Annotated in this window: 16 protein-coding genes and 2 pseudogenes; 8 read left to right on the plus strand and 10 right to left on the minus strand. The window is 71.0% G+C overall.

The genetic code is table 11. The features are described from left to right. Positions 1 to 19: 19 nt before the first annotated feature. On the plus strand, positions 20 to 754 hold the full coding sequence (locus ACVDFE_RS20990; RefSeq protein ID WP_458431532.1) for an aminotransferase class IV: 735 nt from the start codon (positions 20 to 22) through the stop codon (positions 752 to 754). A 7-nt stretch (positions 755 to 761) separates the two neighbouring features. On the opposite strand, the gene ACVDFE_RS20995 is transcribed toward ACVDFE_RS20990, so the two are convergent. Beyond that, the gene (locus ACVDFE_RS20995) at positions 762 to 1,184 is read right to left on the minus strand and encodes a MarR family winged helix-turn-helix transcriptional regulator (RefSeq protein WP_458431533.1); all 423 of its coding nucleotides are present in this window, start codon (positions 1,182 to 1,184) and stop codon (positions 762 to 764) included. A gap of 81 nt (positions 1,185 to 1,265) precedes the next feature. On the opposite strand from ACVDFE_RS20995, the gene ACVDFE_RS21000 reads away from it, so the two are divergent. Beyond that, complete coding sequence (locus ACVDFE_RS21000; protein ID WP_458431534.1) at positions 1,266 to 2,060, plus strand: SDR family NAD(P)-dependent oxidoreductase; 795 nt, start codon at positions 1,266 to 1,268, stop codon at positions 2,058 to 2,060. Positions 2,061 to 2,147: 87 nt separating this feature from the next. Here the strand turns inward: ACVDFE_RS21000 and ACVDFE_RS21005 are convergent, their stop codons facing one another. Further along, positions 2,148 to 2,582: an endo alpha-1,4 polygalactosaminidase gene (locus ACVDFE_RS21005; protein WP_458434369.1), complete on the minus strand. Its 435-nt coding sequence runs from the start codon at positions 2,580 to 2,582 to the stop codon at positions 2,148 to 2,150. A gap of 64 nt (positions 2,583 to 2,646) precedes the next feature. Beyond that, a pseudogene (locus ACVDFE_RS21010) lies at positions 2,647 to 2,997 on the minus strand (endo alpha-1,4 polygalactosaminidase); the annotation flags it as partial. Between the two features lie 191 nt (positions 2,998 to 3,188). On the opposite strand from ACVDFE_RS21010, the gene ACVDFE_RS21015 reads away from it, so the two are divergent. Further along, a complete protein-coding gene (locus ACVDFE_RS21015; RefSeq protein ID WP_458431535.1) occupies positions 3,189 to 3,947 on the plus strand; it encodes a DeoR/GlpR family DNA-binding transcription regulator in 759 nt (252 codons plus the stop codon). Here the strand turns inward: ACVDFE_RS21015 and ACVDFE_RS21020 are convergent. Then, positions 3,874 to 4,908: an NADP-dependent oxidoreductase gene (locus ACVDFE_RS21020; RefSeq protein ID WP_458431536.1), complete on the minus strand. Its 1,035-nt coding sequence runs from the start codon at positions 4,906 to 4,908 to the stop codon at positions 3,874 to 3,876. The two genes, ACVDFE_RS21015 and ACVDFE_RS21020, sit on opposite strands and share 74 nt — an antisense overlap. A gap of 128 nt (positions 4,909 to 5,036) precedes the next feature. Between ACVDFE_RS21020 and ACVDFE_RS21025 the strand changes: the two genes are divergently transcribed. Beyond that, positions 5,037 to 5,534 (plus strand): MarR family winged helix-turn-helix transcriptional regulator, encoded by a 498-nt coding sequence (locus tag ACVDFE_RS21025; protein WP_458431537.1) that lies wholly within the window; start codon positions 5,037 to 5,039, stop codon positions 5,532 to 5,534. 19 nt (positions 5,535 to 5,553) lie between these two features. Here the strand turns inward: ACVDFE_RS21025 and ACVDFE_RS21030 are convergent, their stop codons facing one another. Genes ACVDFE_RS21030 through ACVDFE_RS21050 form a run of 5 tightly spaced genes read right to left on the minus strand, consistent with a single transcriptional unit; the run spans position 5,554 to position 12,923 of the window. Continuing rightward, positions 5,554 to 6,198 carry a hypothetical protein gene (locus ACVDFE_RS21030; protein ID WP_458431538.1) on the minus strand — a complete coding sequence of 215 codons (645 nt, stop codon included), beginning with the start codon at positions 6,196 to 6,198 and terminating at the stop codon, positions 5,554 to 5,556. After that, positions 6,195 to 6,866 carry a hypothetical protein gene (locus ACVDFE_RS21035; protein ID WP_458431539.1) on the minus strand — a complete coding sequence of 224 codons (672 nt, stop codon included), beginning with the start codon at positions 6,864 to 6,866 and terminating at the stop codon, positions 6,195 to 6,197. Before ACVDFE_RS21035 ends, ACVDFE_RS21030 begins: the two co-directional genes overlap by 4 nt. Continuing rightward, positions 6,863 to 7,744 (minus strand): immunity 49 family protein, encoded by an 882-nt coding sequence (locus ACVDFE_RS21040; protein WP_458431540.1) that lies wholly within the window; start codon positions 7,742 to 7,744, stop codon positions 6,863 to 6,865. Before ACVDFE_RS21040 ends, ACVDFE_RS21035 begins: the two co-directional genes overlap by 4 nt. 48 nt (positions 7,745 to 7,792) lie before the next feature. Next, positions 7,793 to 8,647 carry an immunity 49 family protein gene (locus ACVDFE_RS21045; RefSeq protein ID WP_458431541.1) on the minus strand — a complete coding sequence of 285 codons (855 nt, stop codon included), beginning with the start codon at positions 8,645 to 8,647 and terminating at the stop codon, positions 7,793 to 7,795. Between the two features lie 46 nt (positions 8,648 to 8,693). Further along, on the minus strand, positions 8,694 to 12,923 hold the full coding sequence (locus ACVDFE_RS21050) for a PPE domain-containing protein (protein ID WP_458431542.1): 4,230 nt from the start codon (positions 12,921 to 12,923) through the stop codon (positions 8,694 to 8,696). A 321-nt stretch (positions 12,924 to 13,244) separates the two neighbouring features. On the opposite strand from ACVDFE_RS21050, the gene ACVDFE_RS21055 reads away from it, so the two are divergent. From ACVDFE_RS21055 to ACVDFE_RS21065, 3 genes are read left to right on the plus strand one after another with little or no spacing between them, the layout of a single operon-like run. Further along, positions 13,245 to 13,853: a hypothetical protein gene (locus ACVDFE_RS21055; protein WP_458431543.1), complete on the plus strand. Its 609-nt coding sequence runs from the start codon at positions 13,245 to 13,247 to the stop codon at positions 13,851 to 13,853. Positions 13,854 to 13,858: 5 nt separating this feature from the next. After that, positions 13,859 to 15,940 (plus strand): papain-like cysteine protease family protein, encoded by a 2,082-nt coding sequence (locus ACVDFE_RS21060; protein WP_458431544.1) that lies wholly within the window; start codon positions 13,859 to 13,861, stop codon positions 15,938 to 15,940. 32 nt (positions 15,941 to 15,972) lie between these two features. Beyond that, positions 15,973 to 18,072 (plus strand): hypothetical protein, encoded by a 2,100-nt coding sequence (locus ACVDFE_RS21065; protein ID WP_458431545.1) that lies wholly within the window; start codon positions 15,973 to 15,975, stop codon positions 18,070 to 18,072. Positions 18,073 to 18,081: 9 nt separating this feature from the next. Here ACVDFE_RS21065 and ACVDFE_RS21070 read toward each other — a convergent pair whose 3' ends face one another. After that, positions 18,082 to 19,008: a hypothetical protein gene (locus ACVDFE_RS21070; protein ID WP_458434481.1), complete on the minus strand. Its 927-nt coding sequence runs from the start codon at positions 19,006 to 19,008 to the stop codon at positions 18,082 to 18,084. Between ACVDFE_RS21070 and ACVDFE_RS21075 the strand changes: the two are divergent. Further along, positions 18,916 to 19,698 (plus strand): annotated as a pseudogene (locus ACVDFE_RS21075) (S8 family serine peptidase); the annotation flags it as partial. The gene ACVDFE_RS21070 and the pseudogene ACVDFE_RS21075 sit on opposite strands and share 93 nt — an antisense overlap. Positions 19,699 to 19,787 lie beyond the last annotated feature (89 nt).

Raw genomic sequence — 19,787 nt, forward strand, 5'->3', positions numbered from 1 at the left:
GGCGTGGGCGAGGGGAGACGTGGGCACCTTCCTGTGGCGGGACGGCCGGCTGGCCGAGGACCCCGGTGAAGCCGCGCTGCTGGTGGCGGACTCGTGGCTGGTCTCGGACGGCGTGACGCGCGCACTCCCGTTGCACCACGACAGGTTCGTGTCGTCGTGCGAGCGCGAGGCCGGGCTCGGCGCGGCGGCGGTGCGCCGGTTCCTGGACTCCGCAGTCGGTGCGGTGCCGCGCACCGGCCGCTGGTTCCCGCGCGTCGAGTGCGGTGCCGACCACCGGCTGCGGCTGCGGTTGCGACCGGCTCCCGAGCCGTCGGCGGAGGTGGTGCTGCTGCCGCACCCAGGCCCGGACCCGCGCCGCCACCCGCGGACGAAGGGGCCGGACCTGGTGGCGATGCAGGCGTTGCGCGTGTCGGCGGCCTCCGCTGGTGCGGACGAGGTGCTGCTGTGCACCGGCACCGGCACGGTCCTGGAGGGCGCGCTCAGCTCGGTCGTGTGGTGGCGCGGGGACCTGCTGTGCGTCCCCGACCCGAGCCTGCCCGTGCTGGACAGCGTGACACGCCGGTTGGTCGTGGACCTGGCCGGTCGGCAGGGCGTGGCGGTGCGGCCGGAGCGGTGCGATCTGGCCTCTTTGGACGGTCTGGAGGTGTGGAGCCTCGGCGCTCTGCACGGCATCCGCGCCGTGACCGGGTGGCGGGGGTGCGGGCTGACGGCCGGTCCCGCCGTGCGGGCGGACGAGTGGCGCGCGCTGCTGTGACCCGGACTCACCCCTCGGGCTGAAGGACGCGGCCCAGCAACGCCGTGAGCTGCCGCAGCTCGCCCTCGTCCAGCCGGGCCAGCGGAGTGTTCTCCAGCGCGGCCCGCACCACCTCGTCCCGCACCCGCCGCCCCTTCGCGGTGAGGCTCAGCACCCGCGACCGCCGGTCCGCCGGGTCGACGCTGCGCTCCACGAGTCCCCGGTCGAGCAGCTGGCCGGTGACGAACGTGAGGTTCGGCGCGTTGCAGTGCAGCCGCTCGGTCATGACCTTCATCGACGGCGGCGGCTCTGCCGGGTCGATCGCCCACAGCGCCTGGAAGGTCGCGGTGGTCAGGCGGTGCTCGGCCAGCACCGGCCCGAGCCGGTCGGCCGTGCGCATCCACACGTCGTGGGTGGCGGCCAGTGCCGCGGTGAGGTCGGCCGCCGTCATACCGGCATCCTACCTTTGCTTCGAGTCTCGAAGTGTTCTGCTAGCGTGAGTACTTCGAGTCTCGAACTGGTGGAGGTTGTCGTGAGGCACGAGTACCGCGGTGTCACCGCACTGGTCACCGGCGCGTCCAAGGGGCTGGGCCGCGCGCTCACCCTCGACCTGGCACGCAGAGGAGCGCGCCCGGTCCTGCTGGCCCGCTCGGAGTCCGGCCTGCGCGAGCTCGCCGCCGAGATCGGTGGTGCGGAGGTCATCACCGCCGACCTCGCCACCCCCGACGGCCCGCGCCGGGTGCTCGCCGAGCTGCGCGCCCGGGACCTGACCGTCGACCTGCTCGTGAACAACGCCGGCGCGGGCAGCGCCGGCCCGTTCCTCGACCGCCCGCTCGAACCTCAGCTGCTGTCGCTGCACCTGAACGTCGCCGGCCTCGTCGAGCTGACCCACGCCATCGGCCGCGACCTGGTCGCCCGCGGCACCGGCGGCATCGTGAACGTCTCCTCGACCGCCGGCTTCCAGCCCCTGCCCTACCAGGCCACCTACGCCGGCACGAAGGCGTTCGTCCTGTCGTTCACCGAGGCACTGGCCGAAGAGCTGCGCGGCACGGGCGTGCACGTCATGGCCGCCCACCCCGGTGCGATCGCGACCGGCTTCTTCGACGGCACCACGGCGTCGATCAACCCGCGCTTCGCCGACTCACCGGAGTCCGTCGCGCGCAGGCTGCTCGACGACTACGCCCGGCGCCGCACGGCGTCCTATCCCGGCCGGGGGCTGACCCGCGCGATCACGTGGGTGCCGCGCCTGCTGCCGCGTGCGGCGGTGGCGAAGGCGGCCGGGGCGATGAACCGCGGGCTGCGGCTGCACGAGGTGGTCGACGTCTGACCCGCCGGCCGCAGGCCGATCGCGGTGGCGCCGCGCCGCGTCGCGCACGAGGAGGAGCGGCCCCGCGACCGGGGGCCGCTCACGTGGTCAGCAGTGGTCGAACGCGTAGCCGGGGTCGTTCGGCCCGACGAGGAAGCGGTCGCGCAACGTCGTGACGGCGGGGGTGTCCGGGTCCCCGCACACGTCCTCGAACGTGCCGCGCAGGTCGTCGGTGTACTCGACGTCCATGACGTTCTTCCCGTAGACGTCGCTGTAGGACGAGCACTCCTCCCAGCGGTGGCACTCCTCCGACACGGCGAAGTCGAAGCCGACCTGGGACTTCGCCTGGGCAGCCTGTTCCGCGGAGTTCTTCTGGCCGATCGCGAGGTTCCTGCCGTGCGCGCGGTCGGCGAGGAGCTTGGCGTAGGCGAGGTTGTCGCCCACGGTCAGCTTGCCGCGGGAACGCAGGTACGAGTCGAGGTTGTCGACCTCGACGGCCTTGAAGCCCTTGTTCGCGCACAGGTCGATGGTGGCGCCGATGATCGAGGCGAAGCTCGGTGCGCTTGGCCGGGGTGGAGGTGTCGAGCAGGAACTCGTCCGGCCAGCCGGGGTCGACGACCGGGTTGCCGGAGGAGTCCTCGAGCAGCAGGTGCCTGCGCTGGTTCAGCCAGAGGCTCTTCTCACCGGGCTGGGTCTGGAACCCGTTGACGTAGCAGATCGAGTAGACGCTCGCGGGTGACGCGCTGCTGTCACGGGTCACCAGGGTCACGCCGGCCGGAGGGGTGTAGGCCGCGCCGAGCTGGTAGTCGAGCACGCCGCTGGTCGGCGGTTTCTCGATGGCGGCGGCAGCGGACGGCTCGACCGCGGCGCCGGCCGAGGCCGGGGGACCGGCGGCGCAGGCGGTCAGTGCGGCCGCGGCGAGCGCGGCCCCGGCGAGGGCGCGGGCAGGGGAGGCCATGGACGCCACACTCCTTGATCGCTCAGTTGGTGATCGGATGTGAGCGACTGTAGCGAGGAAGGCCTAATGAGACCGGTGACCAATCATATTTGATCAGATCAGTTGCTTGTTTGATCGTTTCCAGTTCAGTGTCCGCTTTAGTGCATCGTTTCGCGCCCAAACGGGCACAATTTGTGCGCTATTCTGATCGAATGCGTCAAGAGCAGCGCCTCGCCACGATCCTGGAGAGGCTCGCCGAGTCGGGCTCGGTGACCGTCACCGAGCTGGCGGAGGACCTGGGCACGTCCGTCGCGTCGATCCGCCGCGACCTCCAGTCGCTGGAGGAGCAGAAGCTGCTCAAACGCACCCACGGCGGCGCGGTCGCGGCCGAGGTGATCTACGAGCTGCCGCTGCGCTACCGGGTGGGCCGGCGCGAGGAGAAGCGCCAGATCGCCGAGGCCGCCGCGAGGTTCGTGACCGGGTCCGTCCACTCGGTCGGTCTCAACGGCGGCACGACCACCACCGAGCTGGCCCGCCTGCTCGCGGTCGCCCGCCAGCTCAAGATCGTGACGAACGCCCTCAACATCGCCTCCGACCTGTGCTCCCGCCCGACCATCGACCTGGTGGTCACCGGCGGCGGCGTGCGCCCGGAGAGTTACGAGCTCGTCGGCCCGATCGCCGACCGCGCGCTCGCGGGCATCAGCCTGGACGTGGTGTTCCTCGGCGTGGACGGCGTCGACGCCCGCGGCGGCATCACCACCCACGACGAGGTCGAGGCCCACACCGACCACTGCCTGCTGCGCACCGCCGACCGCGTGGTCGTGCTCGCCGACGGGTCGAAGGTGGGCAAGCGCGCGTTCTCCCGCATCGCCGCGATCACCGACGTGCACGTGGTGGTCACGGACTCCTCCGCCCCGGCCGCGGACCTCGACCGCCTGCGCGCGGCCGGTGTCGAGGTCGTCGTCGCCTGACCCCACCGCCGTCGTCGTCCTCCTCAGTCCCGGTGCCGACGAAGACGACGACCTTGCCGGCCACCGCACCCGCGGCGTGCAGCGCGGGCAGCTCGGCGAGCGGCACCCGCTGACCGACGTCGATGAGCAGCTCGCCGCGGTCGACCAGCCCGACCAGCCGCGCCAGCTGCTCGGCGTCGCTGCGGACGTAGAGGTCGATGCCGCGCACGTCGCGTGCCTCGTCGGAGGGCGCGGGCATCCACACCGTGGTGTTCACGACGACCCCGCCCGGTCGCACCAGCGTGACGAGCGCGGCCAGTTCCTCCGGGGCGACCGGCGCCAGGTTGAGCACGAGGTCAACCGGCTCGGTGACCGCCGCGGTCACGCTCGTGGCGGTGTGGTCGACGACCTCGTCGGCCCCGGCGGTCCGCACGGCCTCGGCACTGCGCGGGCTGGCCGTGGCGATGACGTGCGCACCGGCGCCCTTGGCCAACTGCACGGCGTGCCCGCCGACCGCTCCACCCGCACCGTTGACCAGCACCCGTTGCCCGGCCTTCAGCCGGCCGTGGTCGAACAGCGCCTGCCACGCGGTAAGCCCCACCACGGGCAGTGCGGCGGCATCGGCCAACGGAATCCCCTTGGGTGCCCGTGCCAGCGCTTCGGCCGGTGCGAGCGCGTACTCGGCGGACGCACCCGGCTTGGTCATCGGCAGGAAGGCGACAACTTCGTCGCCGACGGACCAGCCGGTCACGCCCTCGCCGAGCGCGTCGACCGTGCCGGCGACGTCGAGACCGGGCGTGTGCGGCAGCTCCACCGGGATCGCCCCCTGCATGAAGCCGGCGCGGATGTTGCCGTCGACGGAGTTGAACGACGTGGCGGCCACCCGGACCCGCACCTCGCCGGCACCGGGCTGCGGCTGTTCCGCGTCCTCGTGGCGCAGGACCTCGGGGCCGCCGTACTCGTGGAAACGCACTGCCTTCATGGCTCTCCCACTTCCGCTGGTGTGCTTCGAACTCGAAGCAACTGAGGACGACGCTACAGCCTGCTTCGAATTCGAAGCAAGAGATGTGCCCGCTGTCACTTCGAATTCGAAGCAGTAGACTGCCGGGCATGCCCGCCCCACCGCCGTCGCTCGACCCGGCCCAGCTCGGCGCGTACTTCACGCTCGTCGAGGTGACGAGCCTGCTGCGGCACGCGGTCGAGCAACAGCTGAAGGAGGCAGGCGACCTCAGCTATGTGCAGTTCCAACTGCTGGCCCGCCTCGGCGACGCGCCCGCCGGCAGCCACCGCATGACCGACCTCGCCGACGGCGTCGTCTACAGCCGCAGCGGCCTGACCTACCAGGTGGGCCTGCTGGAGAAGGCGGGCCTGGTCACCCGCACGCAGTCACCCGACGACGAACGCGGCGTCACGGTCACCATCACCGACACCGGCCGCACCCTGCTCGCGCAGGTGCTCCCCGGTCACATCGAGGTGGTCAGCGGCCTGCTGTTCGACCGCCTGTCGCCTGATGACGTCCAGGCTCTCGCGGACCTGCTGACCCCGGTCCGCGACCACATGCGCGCGGCCCCACCCCGTTCCGCGGCACCGCGCCGGCGCAAGCGTTGACCAACACGCCCGGTGTCTCTCAGTCGACCTGGTGGGTCAGACCCGCTTCCCCGATCTTGCGGTCGCGGTCGAACTCGAGGAACCTCAGCGCCTCGCCGCGTCCGCCGGTCTGCCAACGTTTAAGCAGCTCCTCGTAGAACGGGAGCGACTTGGTGAACTTGCCGTGTTCGTTGATGTAGTCGATGACCTGTCGCAGCGGTTCTTCCGGTGAGCCGGTGTCGAGCACGACGCGGTATCCGGGCGCCAGCATCCAGTAGTACGGCGGGCGCCTTTGCTCAACGGGACGTTGCATCGACCTGTCTGCGGCGCCGGCAAACTTCTCCACCGTCCACTTGTCGAACAACGGCAGCGCCGCGTTGTGCGCGAAGTCGTGCAGCACCTGCCCGGCCTCCGGGGACCGCAGGTCGACTCGCCTCGGCCCGCCCCGCACCTCGTCCATGCGCAGCCCGAACGTCCTGGCCCACCGGAAGCTCTCGAGGACCAGCGGTTCGACAGCGGCCTGGAACCAGCCCTCCTCGGAGAACGAGCTCCGCTCGAAGCCGATCCACGAGACGGTCCAGTCCCACGGCTCCCGGACCAGCACGGTGAGGTCGCCCCGACCTCGCACCGACCACTGGCCCGGCAGTTTCCGGGCCAGCTCGTGCCAACGTTCTTCCAGCTTCAAGACTTCACCCACCGCAAGTCCGCGTGAGTCAGACCCGCTTCCTCGACCTTGCGGTCGCGGTCGAACTCGAGGAACCTCAGCGCCTCGCCGCGTCCGCCGTTCTGCCAGCGGTCAAGCAGCTCTTCGTAGAACATGAGCCCACTCCGGAACGCCTCCCGCTCGGTGTAGTAAGCGATGATCTGCCGCAAAGGGTCCTCTGGCGAGCCAGTGTCGAGGATGAGGCGACAACCCGGTGCCATCAACCAGTAGTGCGGTGGACGCCTGCGATCAACGGGCCGCAGCAACGACTTCTCGGCCCCGCTCGCAAGTTCCTCCACCGTCCACTGGTCGAGCTCCGGAAGCGCCGCGTTGTGCACGAAGTCGTGGAGCACCTGGCCGACGTTGTCCGACCAGAGGTCCACGCCAAGCGGCCCGCCGCGTACCTCGTCCATGCGCATCCCGTAGGACAGCGCCCATCGGAACCGGTCGAGCACAAGAGGTTCGACAGCCGCCAAGAACCAGCCTTCGTCGGAGTACGCGCTCTTGTCGAAGCCGATCCACGAGACGGTCCAGTCCCATGGCTCCTGGACCAGGACCGTCTGTTTGCCCCGGCCGCGCAGAGACCACCGGCCTGGCAACGACGGCGCCAGTTCCCCGGCGAGTTGGTGCCAGCGTTCGCGGAGCTTCACCGAGGCGAGACCGGTGCGCAGGAGGTCCGATATTCGCCGACCCACGAGCCGAGCAGCAGGTGCTTGGGCAGGTAGTCCGACTCGACCTCGACGTTCAGCCCGGAATCCTTGGCGATGCACGCGAGCCCGAGCGGGGCCAGGGCGATGAGCCCACGCGGGTCGTCCGCCAGCTTGCTGTCCGCGGTGAAGTAGGCCTTGTGCTGTTCGAGGGCCTGCACGAGCGCTTCGTTGAACTCGCGCTCGTGGTTGCTGCGGAGCATGTTCAGGAAGGCGTTCATCACCGGGAAGGCAAGGCGCAGCGCGTAATCCGGCGTGCTGACCCTCAGCCGTTCCGGGTCGGTCGCGGCCATGGCCTCAGCCAACGACTCGGCCATGCCCGGCTCGCCCTTCGTGAACATCTGCAGCGTGCGGGCCCACAGTGCGTCGAGCTCCTCGTACTGGTTACCCGACGCCTTGATGATGTCCAACGGGAACGAGGCGAGCAGGTCGATGCACTTCCTGTCGCGGACGATCACCGCGAGCCAGAAGGCGTCCAGCCACCGCTTGAAGTTCGCGAACTCCACCGGCCCGGTCGCCGGGATGTGGACCGTCCGCTCGCCGATCAACCACTCGACGGTGCCTTCAGTGGCGCCGGCCGCAGCGTAGATCCCGGTGGTGACCTGCATCGCCTGGACAACGGCGTCCCACGTCGTCAGGTTCTCCGCGGTCGGGTCGAGCACCGTGGCATAGCCGATCCGGTCGACCGCGCCCATCTGCAGCACGGGCAGGCGCGCGGCCGACTGCTCGACGCTCGCCGCGCCCTCCGGGACGACGGTGACGTAGTACTCCAGCTGCTCCTCAGCCCACTCGGCGTCGGTGGGATGCCGGGGAACCTTCATCGTTCAGCCACCGCTCGAAAGCACAGATTTCAGGAACACGGAGAACGGTCACGAAGTCCGGTACTCGCCGACCCACGAGCCGAGCAGCAGGTGCTTGGGCAGGTAGTCCGACTCGACCTCGACGTTCAACCCGGAGTCCTTCGCAATGCACGCGAGCCCGAGCGGAGCCAGCGCGACGAACCCGCGCGGGTTGTCGGCGAGTTCGCTGTTCTCCGTCCAGTAGGCCTTGAACTGTTCCAGCGCCTGCACAAGAGCCTCGTTGAACTCGCGTTCGTGGTTGCTGCGCACCATGTTCAGGAACGCGTTCATCACCGGGAAGGCAAGGCGCAGCGCGTAATCCGGCGTGCTGACCCTCAGCCGTTCGGGGTCGGTCGCGGCCATCGCCTCGGCCAGCGCTTCGGCCATGCCCGGCTCGCTCTTCGTGAACATCTGCAGAGCGCGAGCCCACAACGCGTCGGACTCCTCGTACTGGCCGACCGACTCCTTGATGATGTCCAACGGGAAGGAGGCGAGCAGGTCGAGGCACTTCTTGTCGCGGACGATCGCCGCGAGCCAGAAAGCGTCCAGCCACCGCTTGAAGTTCGCGTAGTGCACCGGCCCGGTGGCGGGGATCTGAACTGTCCGCTCACCGATCAGCCACTCGACCGTGCCCTCGGTGGCGCCGGCCGCGGCGAAGATGCCGGTGGTGACCTGCATCGCCTGCACCACGGCGTCCCAGGTGGTCAGGTTTTCCGCGGTGGGGTCGAGCACCGTGGCGTAGCCGAGGCGGCTGAGCGCAGCGGGGTGCAGCACGCTCAGTCGTTCGGTCGACTGCTCAACGCTCGGCGCGCCCTCCGGAACGACCGTGACGTAGTACTCCAGCTGTTCCTCAGCCCACTCCGCGTCGGTCGGATGACGCTGCACGGTGACCACCTGGAAACTCACTCTCCTGCGGGGTTTGGGGCTTCAGTCACTGGAACTTCTTCATCGTGTACCCATCGTAGACGTCACGGGTGTCGGTGCCACCGGGGACGGGTTCCGTCTTGACCTGTGCCTTGACGTGCACGTATTCCGCGTTGTCCGGGTAGCCCGACATGATCTTCCGCGCGAGGTCGCGTTCCGTCTTCAGCGCGTCCTTGTGCGCCTGGATGTCCGCGTCGGTCGCGCCGTTGGCACGCATCTTCGCTTCGAGCTCCGGCGTCAGTCGCTTGTCGACCATCTCCTGGAGGATGCTCTTCGCGTACTCGGGGTGGCCCTGCATGTAGAGCTCGCCGTCCAACCCGCGGCGCGGCGTGAGCGTGCCGTTCGGGCCCTTCGCCTCGACCAGGACGTACTTGGTGCCGCCGTTGCCGTCGGGCACCTCCCAGATCTGGTCGAACCGGCCCGACCCGCCGAGGTTCGGGTCCAGCCGGGTGGCCGGCGAACCGAACTCGACCGGGATGGCGTTCTCACCGGCGAGGTCGCCGAGGCGTTCGCCTTCGTTGGTCTGCCGCTCGAAGGCGTCCCGCTTGGCCTCCGCGGTGTCGTCGGTGGGTGCGCTGTCGTGGTCCTTCTTGGCCTGATCGAGGTCCTCGATCGCCTTCTGGCGGTCGGTGACGACCTTCTCGACGTCCCTGTCGGGGTGGCCGCGGTTGGCATCGACGAAGTCGTCGACCTCCTGCTCGCCCGCCCTGCGGTTGGAGGCCCAGTCCTTGTTCGGGTTGTCCGGGTCCGGCTGGTACTTCCCGCTGGTCGGGGTCTCCTTGTCGGTCTCGATGAACTGGCCGTCCTTCTCGCGGATCTTCGGGACGGGATCGCCGGAGGCGTCCTCCTCGCCGATCTTCTTGCGGTGCCAGCCGTCGGAACGCTCGTCGTAGTACTTCGCGCGGTAGTCCGGATCTTGGATCCGGTCCTTCATCGGGATGTTGTTCTCGGGCTTCTCGACCTCGACGACGTTGGTCTTGTCGACCTTGCCCGGCCGGTCCTTGGCGTCGGTGGGGTCGAGGCCGTCCTTGTCCTTCGGGTCGGTGCCGGGCGCGAACCCGTCCTCGCTCGCCTTGGACTTCGTGCCGTCCGGGTGGTGGGTCTCCCACTCGCCGTTCGGCGGGATCTTCGGCTGACGGGTGCCGTCCGGGCCGATCTCCGCGTCACTGGTGAACACCCGGCCCCGGCTGTCGGTCCAGGCGGGCTTGGTCGGCGCGACCACCGGTGCGTCGAGGTGCTTCGACAGTTGTTGGGCGAAGTCGTTGCTGCCCGCGTCGCAGCCGATCAGCCGGACGGGCTTGCTGCCGTCGTACCCGCCGCGGCGCAGCATGTCCGCGTACTCGGCGGGGGTGTAGTCGTGGCCGCCGATGCGAGCCCGGCCGTCCGGCGTGACGTGGACGTCCGCAGTGAAGAACCGCGGGTCGTTCGGCACGCGGTGGGGCAGGTCGCCCATGTCCGAGTCGCCGCCGTGGTGGGAGACGCCGGCCTGGGTGGTCTCCGCGTGTCGGTTGTGCGCCTCGATCGGGTCGGGCCGGGGCTCGTCGCCGTGGCTGTTGGGGGAGTCGCCGTCCGAGCGGCCGTCCGCGTCGTGGTGGTTGGGGGCGTCGGCCTTGTTCGCGTCGGGGTGCGTCGCGTCCGGCTTGGTGCCGTCGGGGTGCGTGCCGTCGGGCTTGGTGCCATCCGGACGGGTGCCGTCAGGCTTGGTCCCGTCAGGCCTGGTTCCGTCGGGACGGGTGCCGTCGGGACGGGTGCCGTCGGGACGGGTGCCGTCGGGACGGGTGCCGTCGGGACGGGTGCCGTCGGGACGGGTGCCGTCGGGACGGTTGTGCGGCTGGCCGGGTGCGTCGGGGCGCTGGCCGGGGTGGGGTGTGGGGTTGTCGAAGCCGCGGGGGCGTGCGCCGTCGGGGTGGTTGGGGCCTGGACGGTGCGGTGCGGGGGAGTCCGGCCTGCTCGGGCCGTTGGGGTGGCCGCCGGGGGCGTCGATGCGGGGGCGTGAGGCGTCCGGGCGGGGGCCGTCGGGGCGTGAGCCCGGGGCGTCGGGGCGTCCGCCGGGGCTGTGGGTGCCTGGGGTGTGCGGGGTGCCGGCGTGCGGGGCGTTCGGGCTGCCGGGGGGCGGCGAGAAGCCCTGCTGCTGAGGCACGTGCGGGGAGTTCGGGGTGGTGTGCGGAGCGTCGGCGTGGGGGGTGGCCGACTGCGGGCGGGTTGGCACGTCCGTGCGGCCTGCGGCCGAGGTCGTTCCGGGGCCCTGCGGTGCGTCGGGGGAATGCGGGGCGTTCGGGTTGTGTGGTGCGCCGGGGCCCGAAGGCGTGTGCGGCGTGGAGGGGCCGCCGTGGGGCGCGCTCGGTGCCGAGGGTGTGTTCGGTGCCGACGGGCCGTTGTGGGGCGCGCTCGGGCTGTGGGGCGCGCTCGGTGCCGAGGGTGCGTTCGGAGCCGAGGGGGCGCTGGGGCTGTGAGGGGCGCTGGGAGCCGAAGGCGCGCTCGGGCCGCCGTGGGGAGCGGCTGGGCTGTGCGGGGTTCCTGGGCTGGAAGGCGCGTTCGGCGACGACGGGGTGTTCGGGCTGTGCGGCGCGTTGGGAGTGCTGGGAGCCGACGGCGCGGTGGGGCCGCCGTGGGGTGCGCTCGGGGTGCCCGCGTGCGGCGCGGAGGGTGCGCTGGGCGAGTGCGGGGTGTTCGGGGAGGACGGGCTGAAGTTCGGCTGCGACGGAGCGGACGGGCGGGCCGAGGAAGGTGATGTGTCCGGTGTGCGCTGGGACGGCATGCCGGAGCCGGTGTCGCCGCGGGAGCCGGGGGTGCCGGTCCAGCCCTGGTTGCCGGGGCGGCCTGCGGTGGGGGAGGACGGGGTGTTGCCGCCGGCGTTCGGGGTGCCGCCCATCGGGCCCGACTGGGACGACGACGGGGTGGTGTCCGGGGTGCGCGAGGACTGCGGGGCGTGGGGGACGTCCGTGCGCGGCGGGGCCTCGGGGGTGGCGACCGACGACTGGGTGGTCTGGCCGGTGTTGCGCGGAGGTGCTGCCGGGGCGTCCGGGGTCGAGGACGGCGAGGCAGGACTGGAAGGCGAGCCGAGCGACGACGGCGAGCTGTCCGGAGTGGACGGGGCATCCGGCGTGCGGGACGGGCTCGGGGTCGACGACGGCGACGAGCTGTCGGGAGCGCGCGAAGGGCCGTCCGGAGTCGACGACGGTGACGAGGGAGAAGAAGGTGCCGATGGCGACGAGGGAGACGACGGCGACGGCGAGCTGTCCGGAGACGAAGGCGACGAGGGTGAAGATGGCGAGGACGGTGAAGAAGGCGACGAGGGAGAAGAAGGCGAAGAGTCCGGAGTGGACGAAGACGGCGAACCGGAGTGCGACCCCGACGGAGACCCGGACGGCGTCAGGTCCGGCGAGTTCGTGCTGTGGAACAGCCCACCGGGCTTGATGGACTTCGTCGAGATCACGTCCAGGCCGGTCACCTTGCCGACCAGCTTCCCGACCACCTTCATGATCTTCGTGAAGATCTCGACCAGCTTGCCCAGCAGCGGCGAGACCTTCTTGATCGTCTTGATCAGCTTCTGGATCAGCTCACCGATCCGCGTGGCCCACTTCGAGATCGCCGTCACGGCCTGCGCCACGATCACCGGCGTGCCGAAACCGAGCGTGAACACGGCCTCCAGCACCCACGTGATCAGCTTCGCCACCAGGTCCGCGATCAGGTCGCGCACCATCTCCCGCACGAACCCGACGACCATGCCCATCACACCGACAACGGTCCCCACGGACCCAGCGGCCGAAGCAGCACCCGACAACGCGTCCAGCTGACCACCCGCCGCAGCACGGTAAGCGTCCGCGGCAGGACCCGTCCAAGCAGAGGTGCCGTCGACCGCGGACTTGTACTCCGCCGCGACCTTGCCGACCTCCTCGGCGACCTTGCCCCACGTCGTCGAGTACGACTCGATCACCGGCGGGTTGCCCGCCAGCCAGTCCAGGGCCTCCTTCAACGGCTGCATGTGCTCCATCAGGAACGAGGCCGCCGAGGACAGCAGGGTGCCGAACGGGTCGATCGCCATCGAGGCGGCGTCGGCGACCAGGCCGACCATGCCGAGGCCACCCTCGATCCAGTTGCCGTCCTTGATGCCGTTGAACGTGTCCATCGCCGACTCGGCGATGGAAATGCCCGTGGCCCAGCCGTTGTCGCCGGTACCCGCGTTCATGAACCCCGACGGCGCGGCGTCGGGCTTGACCACCAGGGGGTTCGACATCACAGGCCTCCGGTGGTCTTCACGCTGGTCTGCACGGGCACCGTGACGTCCCTCCCCGAACGCGGTACTTCCTCGCTCGAAAGGATGACGCAACGCTGCGTCACGCGGTTCCGTTCGGTTCGCAGTTGGTCCGGATGGAGCAGGCCCGGTCGAGGAACCGCAAGCACCAGCGTCACCACACGACCACTTGGCGTAGCCGTAACTGGTCCAAAAGTGTGAACAACCACAAGACCTGTATCAGCGAACCCCCGACGGAGCCTCAGGGTGCCGACCCGGCTGACGGCCGTGGTCACCCCTGGAGTCCGGAGGTGGGTGAGCGCGATGGCTCTCGACGATGGTGACGCTCTCTGGTACTGGAACGGCAACGTCTCCCGCACGAAGAACATCCCCCAGTCCCAGTGGTTCGGGACCAGCGCGCCGCAGGACTACGGCGGGCACGGGTGGGAGATCTCGAACTTCGTCGTGTACGGGAACGAGGTCGTGGAGGGACAGCCGCACATGAGGGGCGGCGACGGCAGCTTCTCCTGGCTCAACAACAACCCCGGCAACATCACCGCCGGCGGGCCCACCTACGGCGCCTACCCCGGCAAGGTCAACTGGCACAACTTCATGATCTTCCCGTCCTGGGACCTGGGCTACGACGCGATCCGGCAGCTGCTGCGCGGGCCCGGTTACGCGCACCTGTCGATCCTCGCGGCGTTCAACCGGTACGCGCCCGCCTCCGACGGCAACGACCCGGTGCGCTACGCCAACAACGTCGCCGCCGCAGTCGGGTGTGACGTCAACACCGTCGTCGGTGACCTCAGCGACGACGAGGTGCTGGAGATGCAGAACGCGATCACCGACATGGAGGGCGCGGTCGCCGGGTGGTCCTACGCGCGGGACGACTCCGCGTTGCCGCAGGCCGTCTTCGACGCGATCTGGTTGTGACGGTCATGAGCGCCCCGACGCAGACGCTGACCGCGGTCGCCGCGGACGCCGCCCACTGGGACGTCGGCGGCTACCGGATCTGGGCGAGCACGGAACCGCAGGTGCTGCTCTACCAGCGCACGGAGCTGCGGTTCGCCGTGGACTCGCAACGACGGCCCATCGCCACCGTCACCCGCTACCGGGAGTGGACCGGCACCGGCTTCCGGACCACCGGGGGAGCGGCCACCTTGGAGTTCTCCGGCAGCCTCACCGAGGACCCGGCGGTGCTGCTGTCGTTGCAGGACACCTGGACGCGGGCGATCCGCGCCGACGGCTACCTCGGCGAAGACCCCCGTTACGTGCCGATGCCGGTGCGCGACGCCGTGCTGTCCGCGGAGGTCGACGCGGTCCGCACCACGACGACCGGCACGACGGTGCAGGTCGAGCTCGCCGCGGCCGAGGCCGACCGGTGGGCGGCGGCGGTCACGGACAAGGGTCCGGTGGCCGGAACGATCACCCTGAGCTGTTCGTACCCGCGGCTGATGCCACCGGCCACGTCCGTCGTCCGGTTGCACGGCCGCAAGGTCTACAACGGACTGGCGGCGACGCTCACCAGAGCGGAGGACGGCGAGATCTCCGGCACCACCGGCGAGATCCGGGCCGCGTGGGCCGAGCTCGTGCGCACCGGCGCGGTCGAGGTCACATTCAGCGGCGCGCCGGCGGGCGATCTGCTCGCCGCCAGGGACGCCCTCGTCGACCAGATCAGGGAGAACCTGTTCGACCTGATGTTCGCCGTCCGGCAGGAGGCCACCACCGGCCCGCCGATCTGCGTGCTGCGCTGGAAACGGGCCGCCGATGTGCCGGACCTGCCGTTGAGCGTCACGGTCGGTGGGCTGACCTGGCTCACCGGAACCACCGTGGCAAGCGTCGCGGAGTTGTTGGCACGACTGGACTCCAGCGTGGTGCGCGACGTTAACGCCGCAGTGTCGGTGCCCGTGCAGGTGACCGTTCAGCCGTGCGAGCTCGTGGCCTCGGTGTCGGTGTCGCTGGACTTCGGCGACCTGCGGCCACCGGCGGTGCTGACCTTCGACAAGGCCGGCGGCACCCGCACGACCACGGTCACGACCGAGCACCCCGCGCAGCTCACCGTCGAGCACCGCACCCAGATCGTCTTCAGCGCGCCGCACCTGCCCGTGGTGTCGGTGCACGAGACCACCGAGCCCGGATCACCGCACGTCCACGTGCGCCCGGAGCAGTGGCTGGTGAAGCAGGAGATCTTCCTGGCGGTCTTCGACGACGACCGGCTCGCCGGGCGTGCGGACGACGTGGTCAGCCTGACCGCCAGGTGCGGCAACACCGTCTGGTCGGCCACCCTCGCACCGGACGGCGTGGTGACGGTCCACTACCCGGCAACCGGCGAACGGCACGCCCTCTGCACGGTGATCGTCGCCGGTTCCGTGGGCGGACAGCTCGTCCAGGGTTCTCGCGAGCTCCCGGCCGACGCCGATGTCGTGCTGCTGCTGGTGCAGAACGGATCGCTGCGCGTCCTCACCGGCGACGAGGCCGGCGACGAGGTGTCCGACCGGCCGCTCGGCACGCCGCTGGTGCGCAGGCAGGTCCCGCCGGACGCCGAGGCAGGCCGGCCCGTCTCGGTGACCGTGCCCGTGGCGCTGGTGCCGCAGCCGACCACCACGTCCGGCTGGGCGGCGGCACTGGCGGCGCTGGTCGAAGCCCGCGAGCACAAGGCCATCACCCCCGCACAGGTCGCGGCCGACGCCGGCCTCGACCTCGACACCTCCTACCCGTGGCAGCGCATCCGCGCGGCCGTCGGCACGTGGCGGCTGGCCGAGGAACGCGTGACCGGCCTGTCCCCGCGCGACTGGGCGGCGCTGCTGCGGGAGTGGGGCCCGGTCTGGGCGGTCCGGCCGGACGCGCCGCACCGGGGCGTCGTCGTCTGCGGGATCGACGGCGACGGCACCCCGGAGGGGACCTCGGTGCGGGTCAACGACCCGTGGCCGCCGTTCGCGGGCACCGCCGAGCACATCACCTTCACCCGGTTCGACCGCGAGTTCGGCGCCGGAGCCGAGACCGCGCTGGTGCACGGCTGATCGCCAGGCATCCGACACGAGGAGAAACGACCATGGCAACCTTCCTCACCGAGAGCGTCCCGGTCAGCCTGTCCGGAGCGCTCGGCACGGCGGGCAACTACACGCTCTACAACTGCGACCAGCCCAACCTGGTGCTCTACGTCGCCAGACAGCCGCGGCTGATGCTCGACGACCGGGGCAAGCCCGGGGTCGCGGTCACCACCTACACCACGCAGCAGCCCGACGGCAGCATCAAGATCGCCAGCGGTGCGGCGACGATCGCCGTCAACACCACGCCGACGATGGACGCGGCCACGATCGACCAGGCCAAGGCGCTCGTCGCGGCCCAGGGCATCGCCGACCCGAACCTGGTCCGGTTCCACCCGCTCACCACGCAGAAGGGCAAGGCGCGGCTCAACCTGCCCACCATCGCGGGTGCCTCCGACCAGGCCCACAACGAGCGCGACGTCGGCACGCCCGGCGGGTCGCTGTCGTTCATGGCGAACCTGACCGAGGTCGGCGCGCTGGAGTGGGCGCAGGGCATCCGCACCGGCACCGGGATCAACGGCGACATCACGATCAGCTACGAATACCTGCGCCGGATGCCCGACATCGGCGCCGAGGTGCGGGTGCACGGGCGCCGCATGTTCGAGCACTTCTCGGCCGCGCTCGACGTGAGCTACAACGGGTTCTTCTTCGGCGGCAGCGCCAAGATCGAGTCCGCGTGGGACGAGCTGACCCGCAACGGCACCGTCGAGGTCGTGTTCTTCAACCAGGGCCTGCCGCCGGACCTGGAGGCGCTGCGCCAGGAGATGGTGAAGACGTTCTCCCAGCAGGCGCAGAAGATCCTGTTCGAGCAGATCTTCGCGCCGATGCCGGAGGTGGCGCCCGCCCAGGCCGAGCACGGCGGCGGGTTCTTCGGTGGCGCCGGCTTCGCGCTCAAGTGGAAGCAGCAGTCCGACGCGATCGACTTCACCCAGCGCATCGAGTTCCGCGGCACCACCTGGCTCACCCAGACCATGGACATCTCGCTGGCGGCCCTGTTCAGCGGCCTGGACCCGGCGTGCCTGACGAACGTGCCCGCGCAGCAGGCGTTCGACTCGGTCGTCCTGGTCGACGCGGACGAACAGCTGGAGAGCGCCTCGGTGTCGCTGAGCTACAGCGAGGGCTCCATCCCGCGGGCACCGGTGTTCGGCAAGGAGGGCGGCACCGAGCGCTACACCGTGGTCAGCACCCGGCCCAGCGACGTCGTCGTCAACTGCGTCACGCAGCTCAACTTCGCGACACCGCGGTGGCCGATCGTCAAGGACGTGCAGCGGCGCACCGTCGGCGAGGGCGGTGACCAGATGGTCATCAAGGCCTCCGCGTCCGTCGGCCGCACCGAGATCTACCTGTTCGTCACCGAGAACGGGCGCATCGTCCTCAACCCGACCACGCCGGCGGAGGACTTCCTGGTCCTCAACGTCAGCTACGAGGGGCCGCACCTGAGCGCGCCGCTGCGCGACTCGGCCCGCCTCGACACCGCGACACCGGTCAACTTCGCCTACCCGCTCGACCTGCAGGGCCGGCCGGGTGTCGCGAAGTTCAGCGCGTTCGGCCAGATCGGCGGCCGCATCCGGCGGGCACCGGAGACGGTGATCCCGCCGTCCGACACCGCGGTGTTCATCCTCGCCGACCTCACCACCGGCACGGTCCGGCTGGTCACCAGCGAGACCCAGCTGCCGGAGGCCGGTGACGTCGCGCTCGCCCTGGTGCGCGGTCAGGCCAGGCCGATCGTCGTGGACCTCACGCCGAAGCGCCCCGACCAGGAGACGAAACCGCACAGGCCCAGGCCGTTGCCCGCACGCCGGCCAGAGGGCATGAAGCGGCCGCGACCGGAGCAGCCGCGCCCGAAGAAGCCCCGGCCGGAGTCGGGCCGCCCGGCGGCGCCCGGTCGTCCCGGTGAGCTGATCCGCGGCTGGACCGTCGGCGTCGAGTACGGCCGCGGCGGCACCTCGCTGTGGGTGCGGCTGGCCGACGGCACGTCACGGCAGGTGCGACTGCGCCCGTCGGACGACTGGAGCGCGTTCGAGAAGGAGAGCCGCGACGTCGAGGTCCGCCTCGACGGCAGCGGCGAGTACGTCGACACCATCCGGACGACGCTCACCGTCTGATCCGGCCGGTCAGGGAGGAGGGAGGGCACGATGCCGCACACCTATCTGGTGCCCGCACACGCACCACAGCCCGGCGAACGGCTCGTGCACTCCTACGGCAACGGTGCCGCGGTGGTCGAGGTGGCCACCGCGGCCGACCGGCCGCGGGACGGCGACCACGTCGGCACGGGTGGTCTCCGGTTGCCGGCCAGGGCGAACCGCACCGCCGTCTCGGCCGCGCGCCGGTCGATCCGGCAGGCGCTGGGCCGCCCCGCGCCGGAGGACGAGCCCGACGTCGCCGCCTACGTCGAGTTCGTCGCACCACCGGACCCGCGGTGGCTGGCCGAGGTCCGCGACCGCGGTGTCGTGCTGCTGGGCTACCAGCCGGAGAACAGCTACCTCGTGCGGGGACGGCGCAGCGACCTCGCCGCGCTGCCCGAGGCGGTGCGCACCAGCGAGGGCGACCCGGCGATCCGGTCGGTGACCGAGCTGACCGGCGCGCTCAAGACCGCACCGCCGCTGCTCGCCGAGGACGGCGAGGACGCGGTCGTGGTGCTCGCCGCCGCCCCGCGGGAACGCGCACAGGTGGTCGCCGCGGTCGGCGCCGTCGTGGAGCTGGTGCCCGGTGCGGGCAACGACGTGCTCGACGAGCAACGCGTGCGGGTCCGCGCCCGTGTCGGCGCCGAAGGGCTGGACCGGCTGCTGGCGCTGCCGGTGGTGCTGTCGGTGGAGTCGTTCGGCGACGCCGAGCAGGAGGACGAGGTCGCCGGGCTCGTCGTGGCCGGGCAGCTCGACCTCGCCGGGCGGCCGCACGGTTCCTACGACGAGTGGCTGACCGCGCACCACGTCGACGGCTCCGGTGCGGTGATCGGCATCGTCGACGGCGGTGTCGACGTCGGCCACCCCGCGTTCACCGGTCGGGCCGAGGACCTCGCCGGTGGCCGCAAGGACTGGCACGCCACCATGGTCGCGGGTCACGCGGCCGGGGCGTACCGGACCGAACGCGACGGTGCCGGGTTCAGCTACGGGCTCGGCACGGCACCGGCGGCGACGGTGCTGTCGCAGGACTTCGGCCGCCCCGGCCGTGAGCTGTGCGGCGAGACCACCGCGCGGGCGGGCCGGTCGATCGCGATCCAGAACAACTCCTGGGGCCGCAAGCTCGCCGACCCGATGGACTACGGCTCGGAAGAAGCGTTGTACGACAGCATGGTGCGCGCCGCGGACGGCGTTCCGCTGACCGTGTGCTTCTCCTCCGGCAACAACGGCCGGTCCGGGCTGACCCGGCCCAAGGCGGCGAAGAACGTCATCGTCACCGGCAACTCCGAGAACTACCGGCCCGACGTCGGCGGCTCCGACAGCGACGACGTCCGCGACGTCTACACCGGCTCGTACCCGTCCAGCCACGGCAACTGCGGTGACGGGCGGATCCGCCCGCACGTCGTCGCACCGGGGGAGTGGACCGCCTCCGCCGCGCACGGCGTGTTCCCCGGCGAGGTCGACTACGTCAGCGACCTGATCACGTGGGGCGGCGGGTCCTCCGGCGCCAGCCCGAAAACGGCCGGGGCGTGCGCGTTGCTCGCCCAGTGGTGGCGGCGCTGGCACGGTGGTGTGAACCCCTCACCGGCGATGCTGCGCGCGCTCGTCGTCAACGGCGCCGAGCCGATCGACACCGGTGGCCCGATCCCCAACAACCAGCAGGGCTGGGGCCGGTTGTCGTTGCGCGAGCTGCTCGACCC

This window comes from Lentzea chajnantorensis, assembly GCF_054300775.1.